The sequence below is a fragment of the Silvimonas amylolytica genome, assembly GCF_014645555.1.
Lineage (GTDB): Bacteria > Pseudomonadota > Gammaproteobacteria > Burkholderiales > Chitinibacteraceae > Silvimonas > Silvimonas amylolytica.
Genome location: NZ_BMLY01000007.1, coordinates 23,820 through 48,415, shown reverse-complemented (window position 1 = coordinate 48,415; position 24,596 = coordinate 23,820). Strand labels below are relative to the sequence as shown.

Genomic DNA, 24,596 nt, shown 5'->3' with positions numbered 1-24,596 from the left:
GAATTCTTTGCGTTCCCGCATATAACCGCATAACAAAAGCAAGATTATGGACTCAGTCCTCGCCTACGCCAGAGACCCCAACCTTGATAGCAACCAGAAACGGATCGTGCGCGTTCCGGTGCGTTGGCGTGCCGCGCTGGTTGGCGGCAACCTGAAACGGCACGGGCGCAGTGTGAATATCGCCGCGGGCGGGATGGCCATGCATTGCGAACACAACTTGCCGGTCGGCTGGACGGGTGAGCTTTTTCTGGAAGTTCCGCCTCAAATGCCGGTGGCGCAGGGCGGCGTGATGCAGTTTCTGCAGCTGGAAGTGCGCGTGATCTATGCCGTGCACGATGGAGCATCACAATGCTTCCGGCTCGGGCTGCAATTTACGGACACCGACAAAGCGGCCGAAACCCGATTGATTGATGAACTGGTCAAGCGCTACCCCTCGCAGGCGCGCGCATTGCGCTAACCGCGCCTGGGGTTTAATCCCGAACAAAACACCCCGGCACGCCGGGGTGTTTTGTTTTCAGAGTGTCACGTCAAGCCACCTGCCGTGCCGCGCGGGCTGGCATCGGCGCTTTCATCAGGGCCAGATAGGCCACGCCACCCAGCGCGCAGCCGATAAACCAGTTGAAGTCGGCCAGCGATTTGATCCCGGCAAAGGTGATCAGCAAACCGGCTGCCACGGATGGGACCAGGGCCATCACCGCGCGCTTGTTCACGCCACCGTCATACCAGTAGGCAGAACTCGGGCCGTCTTTGTACAGATCTTCCACTTCGATCTTCTGTTCGCGCACCAGGTAAAAGTCCGCCAGCAAGATACCAAACAATGGGCCGATGAACGCCGCCAGGGTGTCGAGCGTGTAATGGATGACGTCGGGCGAATTGAACAGGTTCCATGGAGTGATGAACACCGAACCAATCGCCGCAATGAAACCGCCAGTCCGGAACGATACCTTGCCCGGATTGCAGTTAGAGAAATCAAATGCCGGTGACACAAAGTTGGCGACGATATTGATACCGATCGTGGCCGTGACAAAAGTGAACGCGCCCAGTACGGCTACCGTGGTGTTGTCGATCTTTGCGACCACCTGGATCGGGTCGGTAATCATCTGGCCGAAGACTGGAATCGTGCCTGAGGTGATCACGACCGTGACAATGGAAAACGCCAGGAAGTTGATCGGCAAACCCCAGAAATTGCCGCGTTTTACCTCTGAAAACGACTTGCCGTAGCGGGAAAAATCGCCAAAATTCAACATCGGGCCGGAGAAGTACGACACAACCAATGCAATGGCAGTGATCATCGGGCCGATCACGGCCAGGCCGTGGTACTTCACTTCGCCCAGATTCAGTGTGATCTTGCCTGGGCCGGCTTTCATGACAATCCATACGGCCAGCGCGGCCATCACGATGTAGACCGCCGGGCCTGCCCAGTCGATGAACTTCTTGATGGTCTCCATGCCGTTCCAGAACACGATCGCCTGCAACACCCACATGGTCATGAAGCCCATCCATCCCAGATAAGACAGACCGGCAAACTGGCTGTGACTGAGTGACTCAAGGCCAGGGAAGAAGCGCACCAGCACAATCGTCAGCGCACTGGAGGCCAGAAAAGTTTGAATGCCGTACCACGCCACGGCGATCAGCCCGCGGATCACCGCGGGGATATTTGCGCCCCACACGCCAAACGCCAGCCGGCAGATCACCGGATAAGGTACGCCGGCTTGCTGGCTGGGCTTGGCCACCCAGTTGGCAAACAGATTGACCAGACAGATGCCGGCCAGCAGCGACACCAGCACCTGCCAGCTGGACAGACCCAGCGCGAACAGACTGCCGGCAAACACGTAGCCGCCCACGCTGTGCACATCGGACATCCAGAACGCAAAGATGTTGTACCAGTTCCAGTCCTGCTTTTTCAGCGGTCCCAGATCTTCGTTGTAAAGCCGGTTGCTGTAACCGGCCGGGATTTGCTCAGACATTGAATGACTCCTGACCTGTTGAATTGCCATGCCGCATGGGGCCAGGGCCGCATGCAACGCATTTTGTATACAATCAGATGCATCGACCCTTGTACTGCGTCATTCGAAATTAGACGGGTCTGCAGGAGTGGTTGAGCAAGAAGCGTTCCAGGGTGACATCAATGCGTCATATAACACGCATATTGGCGATCTATGTCAGGGTGGTGCTACGATGCTGGTCATCCAAATGGAATAAATTTTGTATACAATCATAAGAAAAAACGAATACAAAATTGAATCAAACTGGTGCAAGGCGCACCAGAAACTGGCATCAACAAGGGTTAAAACATGTCTGGCAGAACACGCGACGAAGCCATTTACGAGAATCTGCACACCGCCATTTTCGAAGTCCAGTTGCCGCCTGGCACGCGCTTGCCAGAAGATGATCTGGCGGAGACCTTTGGCGTGTCGCGCACCGGCATCCGCAAGGTACTGCAACGGTTGGCGCATGAACGACTGGTGGAGATTGTTCCCAACAAGGGCGCCTCAGTCGCGCAGCCTTCCGTCAAAGAAGCACGCGAGGTATTCGCCGCCCGCCGCATGATTGAATGCGCGGCCCTGCCGCAGGTCATTGCGCATGCCCGCCCCGCGCAAATCAAGGCACTGGGCGAGATCATGGACAAAGAAGACGCCGCGCAACTGGCCGGCGACCGGCAGGCGGCGATCAGACTATCCGGCGAGTTTCACCTGGCGCTGATCCGCATTGCAGATAACGACACGTTGTCCCATTTTTTGCGGGAGTTGGTGACACGATCTTCGCTGATCATTGCCACTTACGGTGCCCCGATTGCGGTGTCTTGCCGCCACAGTGAACACGAGCAGATTCTGGACCTGATCACCCGGCGTGATGCCGGCGCCGCCGTACTGTGGATGGAGCAGCATTTGCTGGAAGTGGAGCGCAGTTGTTCGTTTGCCAGCGCAGACGCCGAGCCTGACTTGAAGGCCATTCTGGGCAGTATCGCCAAAAGGCGTGGCACAGGTCTTGCATGAGATACCCACAAAACCCTGCTGACCGGGTTGCCTGAACCTGGCGTGCCTGTTCGCACTTTCCGCAGGCACGCGCCTTGTCAGAACCGCTTCGCGGGATTTTGTGTGCGCCCTCACGGCGTCAATGTTTATCGACCAGGACACCACCATGCGCATCCGCATCATCAACGCTAACACCTCCGCCGCCATGACCGACAAGATGGGCGTGGCCGCACTCAATGCCGCGCGGCCGGGCACCGAGATCATTGCCGTCAACCCGGCCAGCGGCCCGATCACGATAGAAAGCCACTTTGATGAAACCATCGCGGCCGTCGGTGTGTGTGAAGAAATCCGCGCGGGTGAAGCTGCAGGCACAGATGCCTATGTGATCGCGTGTTTTGGCGACCCCGGTCTATACGCTGCACGCGAGTTAACCAACGCCCCGGTGATTGGCATTGCCGAGGCCGCATTTCACGTCGCCAGCCTGATCGCCACGCGCTTTTCGGTCGTCACCACACTGAGCCGCACCAGCATCATGGCCGAGCGCCTGTTGCATGAATACGGCATGGGCAATCGCTGCCGCAAAGTGCGCGCGGCAGAAATCCCCGTCCTGGCACTGGAACATGAGGCAGACGCGTCTTACCGGTTAATTGAAGCAGAATGCATTCGCGCGCGGGACGAAGACCAGATCGGCGCCATTGTGCTGGGGTGTGGTGGCATGGCCGATCTGGCCACGCGCTTGTCTGCCAGCATTGGCCTGCCGGTGGTGGAAGGCGTTGCCGCAGCGGTGGCGCTGGCCGAATCACTGGTTACACTGAAACTGCAGACCAGCAAATTTGGCGATCTGGCCGCGCCACCCGCCAAACCATTTACCGGTGAATTTGCCCGTTATTCCCGCTGACCTTTCCGGACCGTTTCATGACGCAAGCGTACCCGCGTGACCTGATTGGCTACGGCCGCAACCCGCCGCAAGCGCAGTGGCCCGGCAAGGCGAAAATTGCCGTGCAGTTTGTGCTCAATTACGAAGAGGGCGGTGAGAACTGCGTGCTGCATGGGGACAAGGGTTCTGAGCAGTTTTTGAGTGAGCTCTTCAACCCGCCGTCCTTTGCGGATCGGCATTTATCCATGGAATCTGTCTACGAATACGGTTCGCGCGCTGGCGTGTGGCGGATTCTGAACGAATTTGAAAAACGCGGCCTGCCACTGACCGTGTTTGGCGTATCGATGGCGCTGGAACGCAACCCGGAAGTGACGCAAGCGTTTGTCGAACTGGGCCACGAGATTGCCTGCCACGGCTGGCGCTGGATTCACTATCAAGACATGCCCGAGGCGGAAGAGCGCGAGCACCTGCGCATCGGCATGGAGATCATCCAGCGCCTGACCGGTGAGCGTGCCGTAGGCTGGTACACCGGCCGCGACAGCCCCAATACCCGGCGGCTGGTGGCCGATTACGGCGGTTTTTTGTATGACTCGGACTATTACGGCGATGACCTGCCGTTCTGGACGACAGTGACCAAAACCAATGGTGAGCAAACCCCGCATTTGATTGTGCCGTATACGCTGGACACCAATGACATGCGGTTTTCCCTGCCGCAAGGGTTCTCACAGGGCGATGACTTTTTTACCTATCTGCGCGATGCGTTTGACGTGCTGTATGCGGAAGGGGAGGACTGCCCGAAGATGCTGAGTATTGGCATGCATTGCCGCCTGTTGGGGCGACCGGGGCGAATGCGCTCGTTACAGCGGTTTCTGGACCACATTGAGAAGCATGATCGGGTTTGGGTTTGTCGCCGGGTGGATGTGGCGCGGCATTGGCGGGAGGTGCATCCAGTTGGTGGATGAGGGCTTTTGCGATGGTGGCTGTAGGGTGGGTTCGGAGCGGTAGCGACAATCCACCGTGGTTGCTTAAACCTGTTGTTAGCGCCTGCGGCGCGGTGTTTTGAATGTCGGGGGTTGCCCGACAGCAAGGACCTTTCTTTTGGATCGCCAACCTCGGCGGCCCCAAAGAAAGTGCCCAAAGAAAAACGACCCCTGCGACGGCGCCCTTCGGGTTCCTTGCGCTTCTCGCGGTGCCCGGCTGGCTTCAGGGAACTCGCTTCGCTCAAACACCCTTCCGCCAAAACCCCAGGCCCCGCTGCGATGCTCAGCGCGGTCAAGGGGGAGGCAAGTCAAAAACAACAGCAACTGCAACAGCCAAACCGTCTGCCTGCAAGAATGATTTGTTTGCGTCCCACTACATCGTCATTCCGGCCCTGAGCCGGAATCCAGTTCTAACCAACCGCGCCGCAGGCGCTAAAACAAAACAAAGCCACTCAACAACCCAGGCCCCGCATCCATGACCACCGACACCTCCACACTCCCCACCTGGACCAAAACCAGCATCAATCTGGCCGACCCGCGCCTGGGGGCCCTGCCCATCACGGCCAGCGATGAATTCTTCGCCCCACTGTCCCGCATGCTTAACCCTGAACCGGCTGTGTTCGTCCCCGGCAAGTACGACGACAACGGCAAGTGGATGGATGGCTGGGAAACCCGTCGCAAGCGAGTGATGGGGCATGACTGGTCCATCATCAAGCTCGGTCGCAAGGGCGTGCTTGCGGGGTTTGATGTGGATACCAGCCACTTCACCGGTAACTACGCACCCGCCGTGTCGATTGAAGGCACGGATGCCATCAGCGATGATCCAGCCGTGCTGGCCAATGCGCAGTGGACTGAGGTGCTGACCTCCACCAGCCTCTCTGGCAATAGTCACCACTATCTGCCCGCCACCGACTCAAGCGCATATACACATCTGCGCATCCACATTTACCCGGACGGCGGTATCGCCCGTCTGCGTGTGTACGGTCAGCCAGTCGGTGCGTTTGATGAGCCGGGCAAAGTGTATGACCTGGCTGCACTGGAAAATGGTGGCCGTGCGGTGGCGTTCAATGATGCGCACTTTGGCGCGGCATCCAATCTCTTGCTGCCAGGGCGCGGCATCAATATGGGGGATGGCTGGGAAACCCGCCGTCGCCGCGAGCCTGGCAATGACTGGTGCATTCTCGCCCTGGGCGCGCCGGGGGTTGTGGAGCGCATCGAAGTCGATACCGCTCATTTCAAAGGCAATTACCCGGATCGCTGCATGATCCAGGCCGCCTGCATGGACGGCGGGACGGATCAATCCATCATTACGCAGAGTATGTTCTGGCCCGTGCTGCTGGATGAACGCAAACTGCAGATGGATGCGATCCACACCTTTGCCGATGGCATTGCTGCGCTGGGGCCGGTGACGCATGTGCGGCTCAATATCATTCCGGATGGCGGTGTGTCGCGGCTACGTATCTGGGGCAAGGTGGCGCGATGAGCGTGGTGCTGACGGTTGAACCGCTGACGGCGGAGGCATTCGCGCCGTTTGGCGATGTGATTGAGGCCTCTGACAGCACCCGGCATTTCCCCATTAATGGCGGCAATACCGAACGTTTTCATGACCTGATGACGATCGCTACCGATCCGCAAGGTCACGCCATCGTCAGTATCTTTCGCGGCCAGCCGCGTAGTTTGCCGTTTGCGCTGGTCATGCTGGAGCGGCATCCCAAAGGTAGCCAGGCCTTTATGCCGCTCTCTGGCCGGCCGTATCTGGTGGCGGTTGCGCGGCCGGGGGAGGGCGTGTCGGTGGCCGATGTCCGGGTGTTTCTGGCGCGCGGCGATCAGGGCGTGAACTACGCGCCAGGCACCTGGCATCACCCTTTGCTGGCGCTGCATGCGGTCAGTGATTTTCTGGTGATCGACCGCGCTGGCCCCGGCGGCAATTGCGATGAAATCGTGCTGGCGCCACAGGGTGTGATCCCGGCCTGAGCAGTGGCGCGCTTGCCGGTATAATGCATGCATCAACAACACAATAAATGCGTGCGCCCGTGATCCGGAACGCCCGCTTCATGGAGTTTCGATGCAATCCGCTTCTTTGCAGCAGTTTTCTTCCCGCCGCCAGCGCCTTTTTGAGCAACTCGCCCCTGGCGTGTTGATTCTGCCCACCGCGCCAGAACAAACCCGCAATGCCGATTCCACGTTCCCGTTTCGCTACGACTCCAGCTTTTATTATCTGAGCGGTTTCCAGGAGCCGGAGGCCGTGATCGCACTGGTGATCGGTGAAGAAACATCCAAAGCGGTGCTGTTCTGTCGTCCCAAAGACGAAACCCGGGAAATCTGGGACGGTTTTCGTTACGGACCTGAAGCGGCCAAAGCCGAGTTTGGTTTTGATGAGGCCTACACCATTGACGAACTCGATACCGAGATCGTCAACCTGTTGAAGAACCAGCCGCGTGTGTATTTTGCGCTGGGTGCTGATGCCACCTGGGATGCACGTCTGTCGGGCTGGATCAATGGCGTACGCGCGCAATCGCGCACCGGCGTGACTGCGCCGACCGAAGTGGTTGATGCGGCAGAGATCGTCGCCGAAATGCGTCTGTTCAAAGACGCCCACGAAATCGACGCCATGCACCGCGCAGGCAAGATCAACAGCGTGGCACACATCCGCGCCATGCAGGCCGCCAAAGCGGGTATTCGCGAATACGTGGTCGAGGCTGAATTGCAGCACGAGTACTACCGCAGCGGTAGTCGTTTCCCGGCGTATACCTCGATTGTCGCCAGCGGCCCGAACGCCTGCGTGCTGCATTACGACAAGAACGATCGCCTGATGCAGGATGGCGACCTGCTGTTGATTGATGCCGGTTGCGAAATCGAAGGCTACGCCAGCGACATCACCCGCACCTTCCCCATCAATGGTCGCTTCACGCCAGAACAGAAAACCATCTATGAACTGGTGCTGGCCGCCCACGCCGCCGCGCTGGAACAGGCCAAACCGGGCAATCGTTACAGCGCCATGCATGATGCCGCGGTCAAAACGCTGACGGCGGGTTTGATCGAGCTGGGTTTTCTGACCGGCACGGCGGAAGAAGCCATTGAGAACAAGACGTTCCGCCAGTTTTATATGCATGGCACCGGCCATTGGCTGGGGCTGGATGTGCATGACGCCGGCCGCTACAAGATTGATGGCGAAGACCGTGTGCTGGAAGTTGGCATGGCATTTACTATCGAACCGGGCTTGTATATTCGGCCGGCGGACAATGTGCCCAAGGCATATGAGTACATTGGTGTGCGCATCGAAGACGACATCGTGCTGACCGAAACCGGCCCGTTGATCCTGTCTGATGATTGCCCGCGCACCGTGGCCGATATTGAAGCCATCATGGCTCGTGCAGCCTGAACCAACGACCTTCCCCATTACAACGGAACCAGAACATGATCGTCCGTCACCTGCCTTGCCACGTTGATATCGCCATTGTTGGAGGCGGCCCGGTGGGTGCGCTGGTGGCGCAGCGGCTGGCGCGGCAGGGGCGCAAAGCCATTGCTATCGAAGCACGGCAAAGCGTTGACGACGGTGCTACCGACCCGCGCGCACTGGCGTTGTCGTGGTCCAGCTACCAGAACCTGCTGGAAGCCGGGCTGTGGCAGGAACGGCTGGCGCCCACGGCCATTCAGCGCGTGCATGTTTCGCAGCAAGGCTCGATCGGCCGCACTGAACTGACGGCAGATGAACTTAATCTGCCAGCGTTGGGTTATGTGGTGGGATATGAAAAGCTGGCCAGACTGGCGCTGGAACAACTGGCCACCGGCCCGGCGCAATTGGCGCTGGGTACGCGTGTGACTGGCGTTCGCAGCCTGTCGCGCTTTGCCGAACTGCAACTGGCGACGCAAACGGGTGCCGTCAGCATGACAGCACGTCTGGTCATTCTGGCCGATGGCGGCAAGTTGGTGAGCGAGATCGACGGCGTACAGCAAACGGTAAAGTCTTATAACCAGCACGCCATTCTGGCCACGCTGACGCCGACGGTGCCGCACAACAACGTGGCGTATGAACGCTTTGCCGATGACGGCCCCATGGCACTGCTGCCCTATGGCGATGACTACATGCTGATCTGGACGCAAACGCCAGAGCAAGCCGAAGCCCGACTGTCGCTGGATGACGAAACCTTCATGACCGCGGTCGCTAACCGTTTCTCTGGCCGAGTTCCCGGTTTTACCGCGGTCGGCGCGCGGCGCAGCTGGCCACTGGCGCTGAAAACGCTGGATTCGGTAGTGACGGATCGCATGGTGATGATTGGCAACGCAGCGCAGACCTTGCACCCGGTTGCCGGCCAGGGTTTGAATCTGGGCTTGCGGGACGCATCGACACTGGCCGACGTGATCTCGACCATGCCGGGGCATACATTGGGCGAGACCAGCATGCTGGAGCGGTATGCAACTTTGCGGCGCAAGGATGCGGGCTCGGTGACCGCGTTTACAGATAACCTCATTACGCTGTTTGAACAGCCCAATGTACTGATGAAGCATGCCCGTAGTCTGGGGATGCTGGCGCTGGATCAGATCGGACCATTGCGGCGCGGATTCACGCGGCGGCTGGTGTACGGAGTGAAGTAAGTGCCGGATATAGAAAGGGCGGTTTGCCAGGCAATGCCGCCCTTTTTATTGGTGCACTAACCAAACTTCACTGTCACGCCCGTCGCATCCTGTACTTCCTGTCGTGTTACCCCGGGCGCCAGTTCTCTTACCACCAACCCTTCATCCGTCACTGCCAGTACGCCCAGATCGGTAATGATCAGGTCTACCACGCCCACACCGGTTAGCGGCAAGGTGCATTTGGGCAGCAGCTTGAGTTCAGTCGTGCCGTCCTTTTGGCGCGCCACGTGCTCCATCAACACGATCACCCGGCCCACGCCTGCAACCAGATCCATCGCACCGCCCATGCCTTTGACCATCTTGCCCGGGATCATCCAGTTGGCCAGATCGCCAAACTCACTCACTTGCATGGCGCCCAGAATGGCCAGGTTGATCTTGCCGCCGCGGATCATGCCAAATGAATCAGCGCTGGCAAATGTCGCAGAGCCAGGCAGGGTGGTAATGGTCTGCTTGCCGGCGTTGATCAGGTCTGGATCGACCTGATCCTCGGTCGGAAAAGGGCCAATACCCAAGAGACCGTTTTCAGACTGCAGCCACACTTCAATCCCGGCCGGGACGTGGTTGGCGACCAGGGTTGGCAGGCCGATGCCCAGGTTTACATAAAAACCGTCGCGCAGTTCATCAGCGGCGCGGGTGGCCATTTCATCGCGGGTCCATGCCATGCTCAGCCCTCCTTCGCAGCGGTGATGGTGCGTTGTTCAATGCGCTTTTCCGGGTGCGGGTTATGCACCAGCCGGTGCACAAAAATGCCAGGGGTGTGGATCTCGTCCGGGTCCAGCTCGCCGGTTTCGACAATGATTTCCGCTTCGGCCACGGTGATCTTGCCGGCGGTGGCGACGTTAGGATTGAAGTTGCGCGCGGTACGGCGGTACACCAGGTTGCCCGCCTTATCGGCTTTCCATGCTTTGACCAGCGAGACATCCGCGACCAGTGCGGTTTCCATGACGTACATCTTGCCGTTGAACTCGCGCGTTTCCTTGCCAGCGGCCACAAGGGTGCCATAACCGGTGGGCGTGAAAAACGCCGGGATGCCTGCACCACCAGCGCGTAGTTTTTCAGCCAGGGTGCCTTGCGGGGTGAATTCCAGCTCTAGTTCACCGGAGAGGTACTGACGCTCGAATTCTTTGTTTTCACCCACATAGCTGGAGATCATTTTGCGGATCTGCCGCGTTTCCAGCAGTTGCCCAAGGCCAAAGCCATCAACGCCCGCATTGTTGGAAATCGCCGTCAGGTCACGCACACCAGAATTGCGCAGTGCAGCGATCAGGGCTTCTGGAATGCCGCACAGACCAAAGCCGCCGACGGCAATGATCTGGCCATGGGCGACGATGTCTGCCAGCGCGGTTTTTGCATCGGGATAGAGTTTGTTCATTGTGTGAAGGTGCTCCTCGTTTTATCGGATGGTGGCGCTTATTGCGCCGTCCATCCGCCATCCATGGCCCATGCGGCCCCGCGCACTTGTATCGCTGCATCGCTGCATAAAAACAGCGCCAGTTCGCCCAGTTGCTGTGGAGTGACAAACTCGGCGGAGGGTTGTTTTTCCAGCAAGAGATCGCGCGAGGCTTGTTCCACGCTGATGCCCGTTGCCTTGGCACGGTCGGCAATCTGCTTTTCTACCAGCGGGGTCTTTACCCAGCCCGGACAGATGGCGTTGCAGGTCACACCAGTCTGCGCCAGTTCCAGGGCGGCGCTTTTGGTCAGACCGACAATGCCGTGCTTGGCTGCGACATAGGCGGATTTCTGGGCCGAAGCCACCAGCCCATGGGTGGAGGCGATATTGATAATCCGCCCCCAACCGCGTTGTTTCATGCCCGGGATTGCCAGGCGCATGGTGTGAAACGCGGCGGAGAGATTAAGCGCAATCACCGCGTCCCAACGCTCGGGGGCAAAGTCTTCCACGCTGGCTACATGCTGGATGCCCGCGTTATTGACCAGGATATCCACGCCGCCAAACTCGCTCTGTGCGTAGGTCATCAAATCGGAGATTTCTTGCGGCTTCATCAAGTCGGCACCGTGGTAACCGACACGGCCGGCATGGTGGGTGACGCTTTGCTGCGCGGCCAGTACATCGCCAAAACCATTAAGGATAATGTTGGCGCCGTGGCCGGCCAGCACTTGTGCAATGCCAAGGCCAATGCCGCTGGTTGATCCGGTAATGAGTGCGGTTTTGCCTTTGAGGTCTGTCATGGGTAAAGCTCCTTGTTGCAACAGCGGCGACGGTCAGACCAGACCGGTCAGGTAGTACACGGTGATCACAAAGAACACGGCCAGCGTCTTGATGACGGTAATGGCAAAGATGTCGCGATAAGACTCGCGGTGGGTGAGGCCGGTGACGGCCAGAACCGTGATGACGGCGCCGTTGTGCGGCAGCGTATCCATGCCGCCCGAGGCCATGGCGACCACGCGATGCAGGACTTCCATAGGAATATGCGCGGCATTGGCAGCGGCGATGAATTGTTCTGAAAGGGCCGCCAGCGCCAGACTCATCCCGCCTGAGGCCGAGCCGGTAATCCCGGCCAGCGTACTGACGCTGATGGCTGCGTTGACCAGCGGATTGGGGATGGCTGAGAGCGCATGGCTGACGGCGATAAAACCGGGCAATGCGGCAATCACACCGCCAAAACCATATTCCGATGCCGTGTTCATGGCGGCCAGCAAAGCCCCGGCGACCGCCTGTTTGCTGCCTTCTTGCACCTTGGTGCGTACGGCACCAAAGGCAGTCAGTAGCACAAACAGGCAGCCAAACAGCAGTGCGCCTTCAACCGCCCAGATTCCAGTCACTGACGGGATCGCTGTTGTGACCGGCTTGGCCAGACCGGGCAAGGCCAGCGTGTGGCTGGTGCCGTACCACAGTGGGATGAGCCGGGTCAGCGCAAAGTTGACGACGCCAATCAACACCAGCGGCGCAATCGCCAGCCAGGGCGAAGGCAAGTTACGGGTATCTACCGGTGCGGGTTCATTGTGCAATTGCGTGCCATAACCTTCACCCGCCGCAATCAGGTGTCGACGGCGATAGTTCAGGTACAACAGACCCACCACAAAGATGAACAGGGCGCCAATCGTCCCCAGCCACGGCGCGGCCCAGGTCGTGGTTTTGAAGAAGGTTGTGGGAATAATGTTCTGGATCTGCGGCGTACCGGGCAGCGAATCCATGGTGAACGAGAACGCACCCAGCGCAATCACGCCCGGAATCAAACGCTTGGGGATATTGCCCTGGCGGAACAATTCGGCGGCAAACGGGTAGACCGCAAACACCACCACAAATAGCGATACACCCCCATAAGTCAGCAGCGCGCAGACCACCACAATCACGGCGATGGCTTTTTCCCGGCCAATCCAGCCGATCACGGCGTTGACGATGGCCTTGGAAAACCCCGACATTTCAACCAGCTTGCCAAACAAAGACCCCAGCAAGAACACCGGGAAATACAGTTTGACGAAGACGACCATCTTTTCCATGAAGATGCCGCTGAACACCGGCGCGACCAGGGTCGGGTCAGTGAGCAAGACAGCGGCCAGCGCGCAGATCGGCGCCATCAGGATCACGCTATAACCGCGGTATGCGGTGTACATCAGCAAGGCCAGTGCGGCCAGAACAATCAGCAGAGCCATGTAACTCCTCCAGTGGCTTTTTTGGTAAAGCCATTTATGAGTCAGGCGCCTTGGGCGGCCTGCACGCAAAGACTGCGTGACAAGGATCTAGCAGATTCTGTACCAGCTTGAAATTGACTACGAAATGCGGGTTGTGGCCGGTTTGGTGAGGCGTTTGTCTCTAAACGTAGACGCCTGATTGTGAATGTGCGGTCGCAGCAAGTTGAGAGAGATCAACCGGGGTAGGCGGGAAATATCAATTTTGTCTCTATTTGTGGACGATTTCTCATATCTAAGACAAAACGATGGGGCTGGTGCTCCCCGAATGCGACACGGCCACCTCTTGATGGGTGGCCGTGTCAGTGGTTTCTGTAAATCTGGTAGTGGTTGAGCAGGTGCTACCTGGTCGCCGGGGCGGGGGCAGTTACAGTAACAAGGAGTTGATCAACGCTTCGTCTGTCGAGGCTTGGGTGACCTGCGCTGCGGCCTGTGGATTGGCGGCGAGAATCTGTGCCCATTCGCTATCTACGGATGTGGCTGTACCCGACGAGGCTGCGTTGCTACTGCTGGTGGCACCACTGGCGGCAGTTGTGCTGGCGCTGGTCGTGCCCGCGTCGCTCGTGCTGCTGGCGCTTGTGCCGCTATTGCCTTCCAGTTGCGAGATCAACGAATCAAGCGTGGATTGCGTGCTATTTGCAGTATCACTGGCACCAGATAGCAACGAGAACAAGTCATCCGTGCCGCTGCCAGAGTCACCGCTGAGCAGCGGATCACTGAGCGTATTCTGCTCAATGATCTGGTTTAGTTCGGTCAACAATCCGGCAGAGTTATAGGTCGTCGCATCCGTATTGCTGTTACTGCTGCCTAGCGTCACTGTCGTGCTGGGGCTGGCGGTGCTGGACGTGGCCGCTTCTTCTGCAGCCAGCACGGTATCGAGTAGTGAATCCGTGGAGGATGTATTGCTGGTGGTGCCGCTGGCAGCGGCGCTCCCCAACAGGCTGGAAATCGAGGTGTAGTTACTTGATGAGATGCTGCTGGTCATGGGCGCGTCTCCTTTCGTTGCTGCGGTCAGGCTGGCCTGGACGGAAGGCCACAAAATGGCATTGCAACAGATGCTTGTATCTGGCGTTTGTCCAGGCATGCCAGATTTGTATCACTTGTGTACCTAACGCCCCAAAACGATAAAAGGCATACCGCGCCAGACGCGATATGCCTTTTTTTTTGCAGCAGACGGTCGGGCGCCGACGACTTAATGCATGTCAGGCACCGTCAACTCCTGGACCAGATGATCCGCACCATACACATACTGAAGCGCTTGCAAGATGGCGCCACTATGGACGGCAACCGTCCGGTTGCTGACCGGGTCGTAATAGAACGCGCCACCCAGTGCATGAATGTTGCTGTCAAATACCAGACCGACAATCTGCCCCTGCCGGTTGATCACCGGGCTGCCAGAGTTGCCGCCGATGATGTCATTGGTGGTGACAAAATCCATGCGCTGTTGCGGGTTCAGGCGGCTTTGCGCCGCAATCCAGGTGGGTGGCAGCGCGAAGGGCTCAGCACCTGTCGCACGGTCATACAGACCGGCAAAATGGGTGAACGGGGGGACCTCATGGCCGCGTTCTGACCAGCCACGCACTTCGCCGTAAGACAGACGCATGGTGAACGTCGCATCCGGATAGGTTTTGTCACCGAGTTGGGCAAACCGGGCCTGGGCAATCAGTTCTGCATTCTTTTGTTCGACCGCTTCGACATCGTCCTCATACTTCATGCGCACCGCGCGTGCGGCGGGATCAACACGCCTGGCCAGCATGATGAATGGATCCGTCGAGGCCGCTATGGCGGTTTTGCCGCCTTGCCACAAGGACTGCCGCTGGGCGACATCACCCAGACGCGTGCCGGCAACCCATTGGCGGGCGACTTCTTCGGGCGATTGTTTGCCAAGTACCTGCTTCACAAATGGATCATCGGTACCCAGGATTTCACGCAGCTTGGTCAGCGATGCGGTCAGTTTTACACGCTCAAAATCCGGGTACAGCGGGGCGGTTGAAAACAGACGTTGTTCCAGTTGGGGCAACGCGGCTTCGGTGAATTCGGCCAGGCGTTGTTCATCGGGCCGGGCACGCTCATCCGCACCACGCACCAGCATGCGCGCAATCTTGAAATACTGACTGTTAAACCCGATGCCGATTTCCTTGGTCTGGTAATCCGGTTCAATGTCACGATAGACCGTTTGCGCCTTGGCGATGGCATCCCAGGCCCCACTCACCCTGGCTGACAGCGCTGGATCTTTAGCCACAAAGGCGCGCAGCGCTTGTTCCTGCTGCTGTTTTTGCGCGATCAACGCTGGATCTTGCAGCGCCTGCAACTGACCCAGGCGGCCTTTGTAGGTGTTCTCGACGTAGAACAGATCCGTGGCGGCGATGCGGGCTTTTTCCGGGCTTTCGGCGCTATATTGCGTGAGCATGCCGCGCAGTTGCGCCATGTTCAGCAACAAGTGTTGCAGGCTGATATCGCGCTGGGTCTCCAGTTGTGCCACCGTCAACAGACGCTGCGTGCGTCCCGGGTTGCCAATGACAAACGTCAATTCACCTTCCTGTGCGCCGGCCGGGTTAAACGGGAAGTAATCCTTCACAACCGCCGGCTTGCCGTTCTCATAGGCGCGCAGCAACGACATATCAATGGCATAGCGCGGGAAATTGAAGTTGTCCGGGTCGCCACCAAAGAAACCGAGTGATTTTTCCGGTACGAACACCAGGCGGACATCCTGATAGCGGTGGTATTGGTAAAGGTCGTACCGCCCGCCGTGATACAAGTCGACCACGTCGCAACGGGTTGTGGTCTTGTTGTCGCCTACGCAAGCGGCAGTTAGCCTGGCTTTGATGGCGTTTTGTGCATCGCGGAACTGTGCGCCAGACAAACCAGCTGTGGCGGTTTTCACCTCATTGGTGACATCGCTAATGCGGTCAAGGCGGTTCAGTTCGATTTCCGGGCAGCGTACTTCCTGTGCGGGTGTGGCGGCCAGAAAGCCGTCTTTCACAAAGTCTTTCTTGATGCTGGATAACTGCTCAACGCAGGACAGCGCACAGTGGTGGTTGCTCAGTACAAGGCCAGTTGGCGAGACAAAAGATGCTGAACAGCCACCGGCGATCCGCACTGAGGCGTGCATGACCTTGTCGGTCCAGGCCGCGTCCGGGGTAAAACCGTACTGTTGCTCGATAGCCTGCACGGGCAAATGATCCAGCGTCCACATTCCCTCAGCGGCAAGCCCAAAGCTGGGCACCAGGAAACTGCTCAAAACCAATAATTTGCGCAAGATTTTCTCTCTCTTGTCAGGAAGGCGGTGGATAGGTCCGCAAACCGTCTCGGGTGGCAGGACAGGGCCGGTTGGCATAGGTCATGCCTGTGTAGATTGTTACGTGTCTGTCGCCAATGACCAATATGCAGATTTCAAGAAATGACTACGCAACAGTCCATCTGCCGTCATTTGCTTATGAAGTTATTTTTTGTATTACCAAGTAATGCTTAGCAATATTCATGTTGTCGGCATAAGTGATCACACTGTGTCTTGTTCGCAGCACCAACGGGTTGCTGCCAAAACTAGATACAGAACGGAGATCACCACCATGAAACGCACAGCTGCCATCCTGCTTGTTGCCGCTATCGTTGCCGGTTTTGCCACTTACGCCGCGCTCGATATTTCGGATCGTCTCAATACAGCCCAGTTGGAGATTGACGCCGCTGTGAGCATGGCTTCCGCGAGTCACAGTGCGGGCATGCTGACCGCGCCGGATACACTGGAAACCGCCACGCAGGCTGCGCAAGCCTCCCTTTCGTTTCTGAAAGCAGGCGGGCAATGATGACTGAGCCGATTCATGCGGAACAAATGAAAAAAGGCGGAACGGGGCCGTTGGGCTTCTGGCTGGTCTTTGTCGCCAGTGCGGCGTTCAGTGGCTTGCTGGCATTCAATGCCGTAGCGGGGTTGATCAGCACCTCCGGCCGTTCTGCGCAGCCGATTGCACATCCAGGTGACGGCCATGGCTTGCGGCCACGACCGGGCCACGTGCTGGCGGGGCAGGTGTCGCAATCACCGCGTTGACTCAACGCACTGCCAGCAATTGCCTTGCGGATTCACCAATCCGGCGAGACATGATTTCCATGCGCGGGGACTGGACTTTCCAGGCATGCCAGAACAACGCCAGATCGACCGGGTGCGCTGGCGCCAGATCAACCAGCGTGCCCTCGGCCAGTTCCTTGCGAACCAGCAGTTCTGGTACGAGGCCGTAACCCATGCCATAGCGGATGGCCGTGTAGTGCGGATCGCACCCAGGCACGTAGTGGCACGGATAGGCGCCTGGCGTCAGGCCCAGACGGTCTTGCAGGAAATTGGCCTGCAACGCGTCTTTACGCGTATAGGCCACGACCGGTGCCGTACGTGCGGCAGCGCGGGTCAGTCCTTCGGGAAACCAGCGTTCGGCAAAGGTGGTGCTGGCTACCATGCGGTAGCGCATGATGCCCAGCGGATCCGCAAAACAGCCTTTCATCGGACGCGGTTCAGTGCTGACGCAACCTGTGGCCATGCCGGTTTCCAGCACGTCATAGGTGTGATCCTGGTCTTCCACAATGAGATCAAGCAGCACTTGTTCGTGTGCAAGTAACTCAGCCAGCGCAGGGAAAAACCATGTGCCCAGCGTGTCGGCGTTGACGGCGATGGTTACAGACAAAGGCGCGTGCCGTTGTTCTGCCAGATCAGAGGCCAGGTCTTCTTCCAGCAGCATGACGCGCCGCAGGTGTTGTAGCAGGCGTTGGCCTGTGCGGGTGGCACGCACGGGTCGGCTACGAATGACCAGCGCGGCGCCCATTTCTTCTTCCAGCGCCCGGACGCGTTGCGAGATCGCAGACGGCGTGACATGCAAGCGTGCACCGGCTTGCTCGAAACTGCCGGTCTCGATGACGGTCAACAATGCTTCTGTCTGCTTGGGATCAAGTCTCACTGCGCGTTCCTGGGTGTGTTACGGGATTGTGAACAGTGTCTCAATGAAGAATTTTTAAGGGTAGCGGATATATCTTAAACCTGGTTCATCAAAGATCATCACTTTTCTGATAATCCGGCGAGTCTGACTGGAAAAACATATGAATTCATCCAACTCACCCCGTCCTCCACGTCGTTGGCTACGCTGTTTAGCACTGGGCACAGGGTTGCTGCTGGGCCTGACGCTGGTACTTGCTTGCGCGGCGGGCTGGTGGTTATGGCAAGTATGGCAAGGTTTGCCCTCCATCAAGGAGCTGGCGGTCTATCAGGCGGCACAACCCCTGCGCATCTACGCCAATGATGGCAAAACACTGCTGGCCGAATATGGTGAAGAACGGCGCGACGTGCTGCCGCTGTCGGCTATCCCCAAACGCATGCAGCAGGCTTTGCTGGCCATTGAAGATGCCCGGTATTACGAGCATGGCGCAGTCGATTTCAGCGGCATGGCGCGCGCCGCTGTGGCCAACGTGGTCAGCGGGCATCATGGGCAGGGCGCCAGTACAATTTCGATGCAGGTTGCGCGTAATTTTTATCTGACGCGTGAAAAAACCCTCACGCGCAAAATGACCGAGATGTTGCTGGCGTTCAAGCTGGAACAGGAATACGGCAAAGACCGTTTGCTTGAGCTGTATATGAATCAGGTTTATCTGGGCGAACGTGCTTATGGTTTTGCGGCGGCCGCGAACATCTATTTTGGCAAACCGATTGGCGAGATCACGCTGGCGCAGGCGGCCATGCTGGCAGGCTTGCCCAAGGCACCGTCTGCCAATAACCCGGCCAACAACCCGGAGCGGGCAAAGCAGCGGCAGCAGTACATCCTCAAACGCATGCTGGAACTAGGATATATCAGTGCGGCCGATTACCAGAGCGCGCTGGCCGAGCCCTTGCAACTGGCGCCGGATCACGCCGCGATCCGCGAGGCAGCCTGGCCGGTAGAAGCCGTGCGTCAATGGGCGATAGCCCGTTATGGCGAACAAGCTTATTCGCTTGGGCTGGACGTCACGACCACGATCAATCTGGCGGCACAAAAACATGCTGACGCCGTGGTGCGGGCACATTTACTGAATTTGCAGGCGGCGAGCGGTTATCGCGGGGCGGTCAAAACGGTGACGTTGCCACAAGACGGGCCTGACGCCAGGACGACGCGTGCACTGCTTGCAGATACTGCTGATAGCGGCAGCGACGTGCTGGCTGTGTTGGTGACTGGTCGGCAGGGCGACGTACTTAATGCGGTGCAACGAGATGGTTCACCGCTGGAACTGACAACCGACAAAAGTGCGGCGACCAGCAAACTGGCACGCGGCGCCATCGTGTACGCCCGGGATATCGGCAAGCCACGCTGGCAGTTGATTTCCTTGCCGCTCATGGAGGCCTCGCTGGTGTCGCTGGATAGTACGACGGGTGATATCGAGGCGCTGGTTGGCGGTTTTGATTTTGACCGCAACAAGTATGACCGCGCGCTGCAGGCGTACCGCCAGCCTGGTTCCGCCTTCAAGCCCTTCATTTATGGCGCGGCCATCGAAAAGGGGTATTTTCCAGGTACGCTGGTCGATGATACCCAGCGCCAGTTGGGCCGGGAGGACACTGGCGCTCAGCCGTGGCGGCCGAAAAACTACGGCGATAACTATGAAGGTTTTATCACGGTACGACGGGGGCTGGCGCGCTCCAAAAACCTGGTGGCCGTGGGGCTGATGCAGGCAACAGGCGCGCAATATGCACAGCAATACGCCATGCAGTTTGGGTTTGATGCTGCTCGCAACCCTCCGTCATTACCGCTGGCGCTGGGTTCGGGTTCGGTCACCGCAACGCAAATGGCGGCGGCGTATGGCGTGTTCGCCAATGGCGGGACTTTGCATCCGCCTCGTCTGATCAAACAAGTGCGTCAACGGCAAGGCAAGGTACTGATCACTGAACCCGCGCAGCCGCAGGGCCGGCGCGTCGTGTCTGAACGCAATGCCTGGATGGTCGACAGCTTGTTGCGCTCGGTGGTGCATGAAGGAACGGGACGCGGGGCGCTGGTACTGGGGCGTGATGATCTGGCAGGTAAAACCGGCACCTCTAACGATGCCCGGGACGCCTGGTTCGCAGGCTATGGCGGGGATCTCGTCACTGTGGTGTGGATGGGCTACGACCAGCCACGCAGCCTGGGTAAACGCACCGGCGGCACGCTCTCTTTGCCGGTCTGGGTGGATTACATGAAAACCGCAGTGGCTGGCCGCCCGCGGCTGGAGCGCCCGGTGCCAGATGGCGTAACCCAAACCATGGATGACTACGTGTATGCCGAGTACGCGCAGGGCACGTGTCTTGATGATGCACACGGTTTTATTCGCAGTGCGCTAAAGTGCGCACGAACGTCACCGGTTGGCGAGGCATCGTCGGTATCGAACGCGGCCCGGGACCAATCTGAACGCGACGCGATTATCCAGATGTTCTCCAATGACGACTGAAGCCATGCTGCTGCATTACATCTATCTGGTTGCGATTGTGGCTGAAGCCATGTCCGGTGCCATCATGGGCATGCGACGCGGTATGGATCTGTTTGGCTTGTGTCTCGTGGGTACGGTGACGGCGTTGGGCGGTGGGTCGATTCGTGACATGTTGCTGGGGCATTATCCGCTGGGTTGGGTGGCTCACCCCCAGTACCTCGCGTTTACGATCACTGCCGCCCTTGTGACCGCCTTGCTGGCGCGCCATGTACACCGGCTGCGCATTTTGTTCTTGTTGGTCGATGGCCTTGGATTGGTCGCCTTTTCCATTCTGGGGTGCGATATCGCACTGGGCGTGGGTGTGCACCTGGCGGTCGCAATTGTATTTGGCATGATTACCGGCATCTTCGGCGGCGTGCTGCGCGACATTCTGTGCAATGAAATCCCCTTGGTGCTGCGGCGGGAGATGTACGCCAGCGTGTCGCTGGTGACCGGTGCCATTTATGTTGGGCTGCACAAGCTGGGGGCTGATCCTGGCGAGGCGCTACTGGTGGCACTAGGCACTGGTTGTGTATTTCGCGCGCTGGCTATTCGTTTCAAGTGGGAACTGCCCGGGTTTTCTGGTGAAGGGATCCGTGGCTTTGAATAACCAGTCATATCAATGAGGGCGGAATCTGTCCGCATTCGCGGCATAGAATAGCGGCAGTCCAATATTGAGCCCCGACCCACCGTGCAGACGCTCTCGCTTGCCGCAGCCCGTACCCTTCACCTGAATGCCCAGGGGCTACTGACGCCACCCCGGCGCAAAGCCGTCAAAGCAGATGTGCTTGGTGCGATTGGCCGCATGTCGCAATTGCAAATCGATACCATCAGCGTGGTCGCACGTAGCCCGTATCTGGTGCTGTTCAGTCGGCTGGGGCCCTATGATCAAGCCTGGCTGGAGCAACTGCTGGCCGAACGGCGATTGTTTGAATACTGGTCACACGAAGCCTGTTTTCTGCCCATTGAGGACTATGGCCTGATGCGTCATCGCATGCTCGATCCCTCCGGGATGGGCTGGAAATACGCGGCCAACTGGCACCAGCAACATCAAGCAGACATCGATGCGCTCATCGAGAGAATCCGTATCAATGGCCCGGTGCGCTCGGCTGACTTTGTGCGTGAGCAGGGTACCAGCAATGGTTGGTGGGACTGGAAACCAGAAAAACGTCACCTGGAAGTCTTGTTCACCACGGGTGAATTGATGGTGAGCGAGCGCCGCAATTTTCACCGTGTGTACGATCTCGCCGAGCGCGTGTTGCCCGACTGGAATGACGCCCGTGATCTGCCTGACCCTGCCTCGGTGCAACGTGAACTGATCCGCCGTTCTTGCCAGGCCTTGGGTGTAGTGCGCGCCGACTGGGTGGCTGACTACTACCGCTTGCGCAAGGTGTCGTGGTTGAAAGAGCTGCACACGCTTGAGGAAACAGGCGAACTGGTCCCGGTGAATGTCCCGGGTTTCAAGCAACCGGCATGGGTCCATCAGCACCAGGCGGGGTTGATGGATGCGGCCAATGCCGGTGAGCTCACGTCAACCGTGACCACGTTGTTATCGCCGTTTGATCCGGTGGTGTGGGATCGCAAGCGTGCTACGGCCCTGTTTGGTTTCGATTACACGCTCGAATGCTATACGCCTGCGCCCAAGCGCAAATATGGCTACTTTTGCTTGCCGATCCTGAGCCGGGGCAAGCTGGTGGGGCGGCTGGACGCAAAGGCGCATCGTGCGCAAGGCGTGTTCGAAATCAAAAGTCTGTATCTGGAAGACGGCGTGCGCGTCAGTGGGCGTCTGGTGGCTGATGTTCAGCGCGCCATTCAGCGTTGCGCCGATTGGCACGGCACGCCGCAGGTCCGTTATGACAAAGTCCCCGCAGCATTTCGGGCACCGTCAGGCGACTGAAGGCGTGGCCAGGGCTGGCGCATTTTCGACAATACGCGCCAGCTTGCGTACGGCCTGATCGAGCTCACTGTTATACGGAGTGCCGCAACTGATCCGCAGGAACGAAGCAAAGCGGGTCGAGTTGGAAAACAACACGCCCGGTGCGACACGGATGCCCTGGTCCAGCGCAGTTTCAAACACGGCTTGAGAGTCTCGACGATCCGGTAACTCTACCCACAAGCCAAAACCACCCGCCGGGACAGTGAGGCGTGTGCCGGCCGGGAAATACCCGGCAATGGCCTGCGCCACTTGCTGACGCTGGGTGAACAGATGGGTACGCAGGCGGCGTAAATGGCGATCAAACGCACCAGAGCCCAGAAAACTGGCTGCGACCAATTGCGACAGCGCCTCGTTGGGTCGGGAATGCGCGTACTTGAGCATCTCTACGCGGCCGCGCCATTTGCCTGCGCTCATCCAGCCCACGCGCATACCTGGCGCTACCGTCTTGTGCAGGCTGGCACAGTGAATGACATTGCCGGTCTGATCGCGACTTTTCAGTGCTGGCAGCGGCGTATCGTCATCCGTCAACAAGGCATAAGTGTCGTCTTCAATCAACGCGATGCGATTGGCCTCACACCAGGTCACCAGCCGGTCTTTATGGGCCTCCGGCATGATGGCGCCCAGCGGGTTTTGCAGATGCGGCACCACCACAACCGCCTTGATGTTGCTGTAGGTTTGCGCTGCCAGTTCAAGCGCCTCCAGCGAGATCCCGGTTTCCGGGCTGGTCGGGATTTCCAGCGCGCGCATGCCCAGGCTTTCCAGAATCTGCAGTACGCCGTAGAAGGTCGGGGACTCTACGGCGATGATGTCACCCGGTTGCGCGACGGCGCGAATGGCCAGATTGAGCGCCTCGGTACAACCGTGGGTGACCACGATGTCATCAGCAGTGAGGTTCATTGACGCATGCATGGCGCGCTTGGCCAGCACACTGCGCAAACCGGCATGACCGTTGCGCGGAACCGCACGGCCGTAAAGCTCCGGGTGCTGGCGCAACGCGCGCACGGCCGCCTGGCGCAGCGGCTCGTTTGGGTAGAGCTCCGGCGCGCCACAAGCAACACCCAGATTAGTCTGCACATTGGCACTCATTGCCCGGGCCAGAATGGCAGAGACTTTCTCGTTGATGCCGGCATACTGTGCCGTATCAGGCAGCACAATGCGCGGTTCAGGAACGCGGGCGAGGGCGCTGCGCGATTTGTGGCAAATAAAGTATCCCGAGCGCGGGCGTGCTTCCAGGATTCCCTGACTTTCCAGATAGCGGCAGGTTTGCAACGCGGTAGAAAGGCTGACGTCGTGGCGTTCCATCAAGGTACGCACGGAAGGCATGCGCTCACCCGCACGCAAAGTGCCGGCCTCAATGGCCTGACGATAATGACTGGCAAGCTGGCGATAGAGCGGGAATTGGTCCATGGGCTCATTCTGTGCCTGGGGCCTGACCCATAACAGATACAGATTTTTCTGGACTGCATCGTAACAGATGCAGTTTGTTGGGCTTGTTGTGCAGAACAGAATCCGTGCGTGTGCCTGTTGGCGGGTTGGTGGCCTCGATAACCTGTATGACATATCCCACCCGCCGGAGGTCACCAGCATGCCACGCTTGCCTGAATCCTTTCTCACCATTGAAATGCTCAACGGCCAGACCTTCCAGTTTCATGGCCGCCCCGGGATGGCACTGCACGTCCTCTCTGGCCGCGTGCATCTGGCGGAAGCCCCGCGCTGGCTGGCAGAAGAAGTCATGCAGATGCCGCGCTACCTGGACAGCGGTGACGTCTATACGCTGCAAGAAGAGGGGTGGTCCACGTTGTACGCCGCAGAGAGCGGCCAGTTACGCTGTGTCGGGTTTATCGTGCCCGAGCGCCCGGCGTGGATGGTCGGGTTGCTGCGTATCGGCGGACTGATCCGGGCTGCCTTGTCTCGCCGTCGTCAGCAAACGGCATGGGTCGGCGAGCGCTGAGTCTCTTGACTATATGTCCAGTTAACCAAAACCCGCCGCCTGGCGGGTTTTTGCTTGCGTGGTAGCAACACGACAAAACGCAAAGTGCTGCATTGCAGCCAGAAGGTAGTCGGGCTACTCTGCCAATAGTCGGATATGCCTCTTGCATCGCGTC

General features: G+C 58.6%; 23 protein-coding genes. 14 read left to right on the top strand and 9 right to left on the bottom strand.

What is annotated here, in order from left to right; genetic code table 11:
* Nucleotides 1–46 precede the first annotated feature (46 nt).
* A complete protein-coding gene (locus IEX44_RS17440) occupies nucleotides 47–457 on the top strand; it encodes a PilZ domain-containing protein (RefSeq protein WP_188697048.1) in 411 nt (136 codons plus the stop codon).
* 70 nt (nucleotides 458–527) lie between these two features.
* On the opposite strand, the gene IEX44_RS17435 is transcribed toward IEX44_RS17440, so the two are convergent.
* Nucleotides 528–1,967 (bottom strand): NCS1 family nucleobase:cation symporter-1, encoded by a 1,440-nt coding sequence (locus IEX44_RS17435; protein WP_188697045.1) that lies wholly within the window; start codon nucleotides 1,965–1,967, stop codon nucleotides 528–530.
* A gap of 327 nt (nucleotides 1,968–2,294) precedes the next feature.
* On the opposite strand from IEX44_RS17435, the gene IEX44_RS17430 reads away from it, so the two are divergent.
* From IEX44_RS17430 to IEX44_RS17400, 7 genes are all read left to right on the top strand, one after another.
* Nucleotides 2,295–2,996: a GntR family transcriptional regulator gene (locus IEX44_RS17430; protein ID WP_188697042.1), complete on the top strand. Its 702-nt coding sequence runs from the start codon at nucleotides 2,295–2,297 to the stop codon at nucleotides 2,994–2,996.
* A gap of 145 nt (nucleotides 2,997–3,141) precedes the next feature.
* Nucleotides 3,142–3,873, top strand: a complete 732-nt coding sequence (locus IEX44_RS17425) for an aspartate/glutamate racemase family protein (protein WP_188697039.1) — start codon at nucleotides 3,142–3,144, stop codon at nucleotides 3,871–3,873.
* A 17-nt stretch (nucleotides 3,874–3,890) separates the two neighbouring features.
* A complete protein-coding gene (puuE, locus tag IEX44_RS17420) occupies nucleotides 3,891–4,814 on the top strand; it encodes an allantoinase PuuE (protein WP_188697036.1) in 924 nt (307 codons plus the stop codon).
* Between the two features lie 493 nt (nucleotides 4,815–5,307).
* Nucleotides 5,308–6,315, top strand: coding sequence for an allantoicase (gene alc / locus IEX44_RS17415; RefSeq protein ID WP_188697033.1), 1,008 nt, complete (start codon nucleotides 5,308–5,310; stop codon nucleotides 6,313–6,315).
* Nucleotides 6,312–6,806 carry an ureidoglycolate lyase gene (locus IEX44_RS17410; protein WP_188697031.1) on the top strand — a complete coding sequence of 165 codons (495 nt, stop codon included), beginning with the start codon at nucleotides 6,312–6,314 and terminating at the stop codon, nucleotides 6,804–6,806. Before alc ends, IEX44_RS17410 begins: the two co-directional genes overlap by 4 nt.
* Nucleotides 6,807–6,897: 91 nt before the next feature.
* A complete protein-coding gene (gene pepP / locus IEX44_RS17405; protein WP_188697028.1) occupies nucleotides 6,898–8,214 on the top strand; it encodes a Xaa-Pro aminopeptidase in 1,317 nt (438 codons plus the stop codon).
* Nucleotides 8,215–8,249: 35 nt separating this feature from the next.
* Nucleotides 8,250–9,428, top strand: a complete 1,179-nt coding sequence (locus tag IEX44_RS17400; protein ID WP_188697025.1) for an FAD-dependent monooxygenase — start codon at nucleotides 8,250–8,252, stop codon at nucleotides 9,426–9,428.
* Between the two features lie 56 nt (nucleotides 9,429–9,484).
* On the opposite strand, the gene IEX44_RS17395 is transcribed toward IEX44_RS17400, so the two are convergent.
* The 6 genes from IEX44_RS17395 to IEX44_RS17370 all read right to left on the bottom strand — a co-directional run bounded on the left by IEX44_RS17395 (nucleotide 9,485) and on the right by IEX44_RS17370 (nucleotide 16,374).
* Complete coding sequence (locus IEX44_RS17395; RefSeq protein WP_188697023.1) at nucleotides 9,485–10,129, bottom strand: 3-oxoacid CoA-transferase subunit B; 645 nt, start codon at nucleotides 10,127–10,129, stop codon at nucleotides 9,485–9,487.
* A 2-nt stretch (nucleotides 10,130–10,131) separates the two neighbouring features.
* Nucleotides 10,132–10,839: a CoA transferase subunit A gene (locus tag IEX44_RS17390; RefSeq protein ID WP_188697020.1), complete on the bottom strand. Its 708-nt coding sequence runs from the start codon at nucleotides 10,837–10,839 to the stop codon at nucleotides 10,132–10,134.
* A 38-nt stretch (nucleotides 10,840–10,877) separates the two neighbouring features.
* A complete protein-coding gene (locus IEX44_RS17385) occupies nucleotides 10,878–11,654 on the bottom strand; it encodes a 3-hydroxybutyrate dehydrogenase (RefSeq protein ID WP_188697017.1) in 777 nt (258 codons plus the stop codon).
* 33 nt (nucleotides 11,655–11,687) lie between these two features.
* The gene (locus IEX44_RS17380; RefSeq protein WP_188697014.1) at nucleotides 11,688–13,079 is read right to left on the bottom strand and encodes a GntP family permease; all 1,392 of its coding nucleotides are present in this window, start codon (nucleotides 13,077–13,079) and stop codon (nucleotides 11,688–11,690) included.
* 403 nt (nucleotides 13,080–13,482) lie between these two features.
* Nucleotides 13,483–14,100, bottom strand: coding sequence for a hypothetical protein (locus tag IEX44_RS17375; protein WP_188697010.1), 618 nt, complete (start codon nucleotides 14,098–14,100; stop codon nucleotides 13,483–13,485).
* A gap of 207 nt (nucleotides 14,101–14,307) precedes the next feature.
* The gene (locus IEX44_RS17370; RefSeq protein WP_229679270.1) at nucleotides 14,308–16,374 is read right to left on the bottom strand and encodes a S46 family peptidase; all 2,067 of its coding nucleotides are present in this window, start codon (nucleotides 16,372–16,374) and stop codon (nucleotides 14,308–14,310) included.
* A 310-nt stretch (nucleotides 16,375–16,684) separates the two neighbouring features.
* Here IEX44_RS17370 and IEX44_RS17365 point away from each other — a divergent pair, with 310 nt between their 5' ends.
* Nucleotides 16,685–16,918: a hypothetical protein gene (locus IEX44_RS17365; RefSeq protein WP_188697004.1), complete on the top strand. Its 234-nt coding sequence runs from the start codon at nucleotides 16,685–16,687 to the stop codon at nucleotides 16,916–16,918.
* Nucleotides 16,918–17,157: a hypothetical protein gene (locus tag IEX44_RS17360; protein WP_229679268.1), complete on the top strand. Its 240-nt coding sequence runs from the start codon at nucleotides 16,918–16,920 to the stop codon at nucleotides 17,155–17,157. Before IEX44_RS17365 ends, IEX44_RS17360 begins: the two co-directional genes overlap by 1 nt.
* A 1-nt stretch (nucleotide 17,158) precedes the next feature.
* Here IEX44_RS17360 and IEX44_RS17355 read toward each other — a convergent pair whose 3' ends face one another.
* A complete protein-coding gene (locus IEX44_RS17355) occupies nucleotides 17,159–18,052 on the bottom strand; it encodes an HTH-type transcriptional regulator ArgP (RefSeq protein ID WP_188696998.1) in 894 nt (297 codons plus the stop codon).
* Nucleotides 18,053–18,191: 139 nt separating this feature from the next.
* Here IEX44_RS17355 and IEX44_RS17350 point away from each other — a divergent pair, with 139 nt between their 5' ends.
* The 3 genes from IEX44_RS17350 to IEX44_RS17340 all read left to right on the top strand — a co-directional run bounded on the left by IEX44_RS17350 (nucleotide 18,192) and on the right by IEX44_RS17340 (nucleotide 22,452).
* On the top strand, nucleotides 18,192–20,537 hold the full coding sequence (locus IEX44_RS17350; RefSeq protein WP_188696995.1) for a penicillin-binding protein 1A: 2,346 nt from the start codon (nucleotides 18,192–18,194) through the stop codon (nucleotides 20,535–20,537).
* A complete protein-coding gene (locus IEX44_RS17345) occupies nucleotides 20,527–21,165 on the top strand; it encodes a trimeric intracellular cation channel family protein (protein WP_229679266.1) in 639 nt (212 codons plus the stop codon). Before IEX44_RS17350 ends, IEX44_RS17345 begins: the two co-directional genes overlap by 11 nt.
* Nucleotides 21,166–21,246: 81 nt before the next feature.
* Nucleotides 21,247–22,452, top strand: a complete 1,206-nt coding sequence (locus tag IEX44_RS17340) for a winged helix-turn-helix domain-containing protein (protein WP_188696992.1) — start codon at nucleotides 21,247–21,249, stop codon at nucleotides 22,450–22,452.
* Here the strand turns inward: IEX44_RS17340 and IEX44_RS17335 are convergent.
* Complete coding sequence (locus tag IEX44_RS17335) at nucleotides 22,441–23,898, bottom strand: aminotransferase-like domain-containing protein (protein WP_188696990.1); 1,458 nt, start codon at nucleotides 23,896–23,898, stop codon at nucleotides 22,441–22,443. The two genes, IEX44_RS17340 and IEX44_RS17335, sit on opposite strands and share 12 nt — an antisense overlap.
* Before the next feature lie 178 nt (nucleotides 23,899–24,076).
* Between IEX44_RS17335 and IEX44_RS17330 the strand changes: the two genes are divergently transcribed.
* A complete protein-coding gene (locus IEX44_RS17330; RefSeq protein WP_188696987.1) occupies nucleotides 24,077–24,442 on the top strand; it encodes a hypothetical protein in 366 nt (121 codons plus the stop codon).
* Nucleotides 24,443–24,596 lie beyond the last annotated feature (154 nt).

Bases quoted from the DNA above. Each gene is read 5' to 3' on its own strand.
- IEX44_RS17380 (WP_188697014.1), bottom strand. From the start codon at position 13,079: ATGGCTCTGCTGATTGTTCTGGCCGCACTGGCCTTGCTGATGTACACC.
- IEX44_RS17365 (WP_188697004.1), top strand. From the start codon at position 16,685: ATGAAACGCACAGCTGCCATCCTGCTTGTTGCCGCTATCGTTGCCGGT.
- IEX44_RS17390 (WP_188697020.1), bottom strand. From the start codon at position 10,839: ATGAACAAACTCTATCCCGATGCAAAAACCGCGCTGGCAGACATCGTC.
- IEX44_RS17375 (WP_188697010.1), bottom strand. From the start codon at position 14,100: ATGACCAGCAGCATCTCATCAAGTAACTACACCTCGATTTCCAGCCTG.
- IEX44_RS17430 (WP_188697042.1), top strand. From the start codon at position 2,295: ATGTCTGGCAGAACACGCGACGAAGCCATTTACGAGAATCTGCACACC.
- alc (WP_188697033.1), top strand. From the start codon at position 5,308: ATGACCACCGACACCTCCACACTCCCCACCTGGACCAAAACCAGCATC.
- IEX44_RS17425 (WP_188697039.1), top strand. From the start codon at position 3,142: ATGCGCATCCGCATCATCAACGCTAACACCTCCGCCGCCATGACCGAC.
- puuE (WP_188697036.1), top strand. From the start codon at position 3,891: ATGACGCAAGCGTACCCGCGTGACCTGATTGGCTACGGCCGCAACCCG.
- IEX44_RS17350 (WP_188696995.1), top strand. From the start codon at position 18,192: ATGAATTCATCCAACTCACCCCGTCCTCCACGTCGTTGGCTACGCTGT.
- IEX44_RS17335 (WP_188696990.1), bottom strand. From the start codon at position 23,898: ATGGACCAATTCCCGCTCTATCGCCAGCTTGCCAGTCATTATCGTCAG.
- IEX44_RS17360 (WP_229679268.1), top strand. From the start codon at position 16,918: ATGACTGAGCCGATTCATGCGGAACAAATGAAAAAAGGCGGAACGGGG.
- IEX44_RS17330 (WP_188696987.1), top strand. From the start codon at position 24,077: ATGCCACGCTTGCCTGAATCCTTTCTCACCATTGAAATGCTCAACGGC.
- IEX44_RS17385 (WP_188697017.1), bottom strand. From the start codon at position 11,654: ATGACAGACCTCAAAGGCAAAACCGCACTCATTACCGGATCAACCAGC.
- IEX44_RS17400 (WP_188697025.1), top strand. From the start codon at position 8,250: ATGATCGTCCGTCACCTGCCTTGCCACGTTGATATCGCCATTGTTGGA.
- IEX44_RS17435 (WP_188697045.1), bottom strand. From the start codon at position 1,967: ATGTCTGAGCAAATCCCGGCCGGTTACAGCAACCGGCTTTACAACGAA.
- IEX44_RS17440 (WP_188697048.1), top strand. From the start codon at position 47: ATGGACTCAGTCCTCGCCTACGCCAGAGACCCCAACCTTGATAGCAAC.
- IEX44_RS17410 (WP_188697031.1), top strand. From the start codon at position 6,312: ATGAGCGTGGTGCTGACGGTTGAACCGCTGACGGCGGAGGCATTCGCG.
- pepP (WP_188697028.1), top strand. From the start codon at position 6,898: ATGCAATCCGCTTCTTTGCAGCAGTTTTCTTCCCGCCGCCAGCGCCTT.
- IEX44_RS17345 (WP_229679266.1), top strand. From the start codon at position 20,527: ATGACGACTGAAGCCATGCTGCTGCATTACATCTATCTGGTTGCGATT.
- IEX44_RS17395 (WP_188697023.1), bottom strand. From the start codon at position 10,129: ATGGCATGGACCCGCGATGAAATGGCCACCCGCGCCGCTGATGAACTG.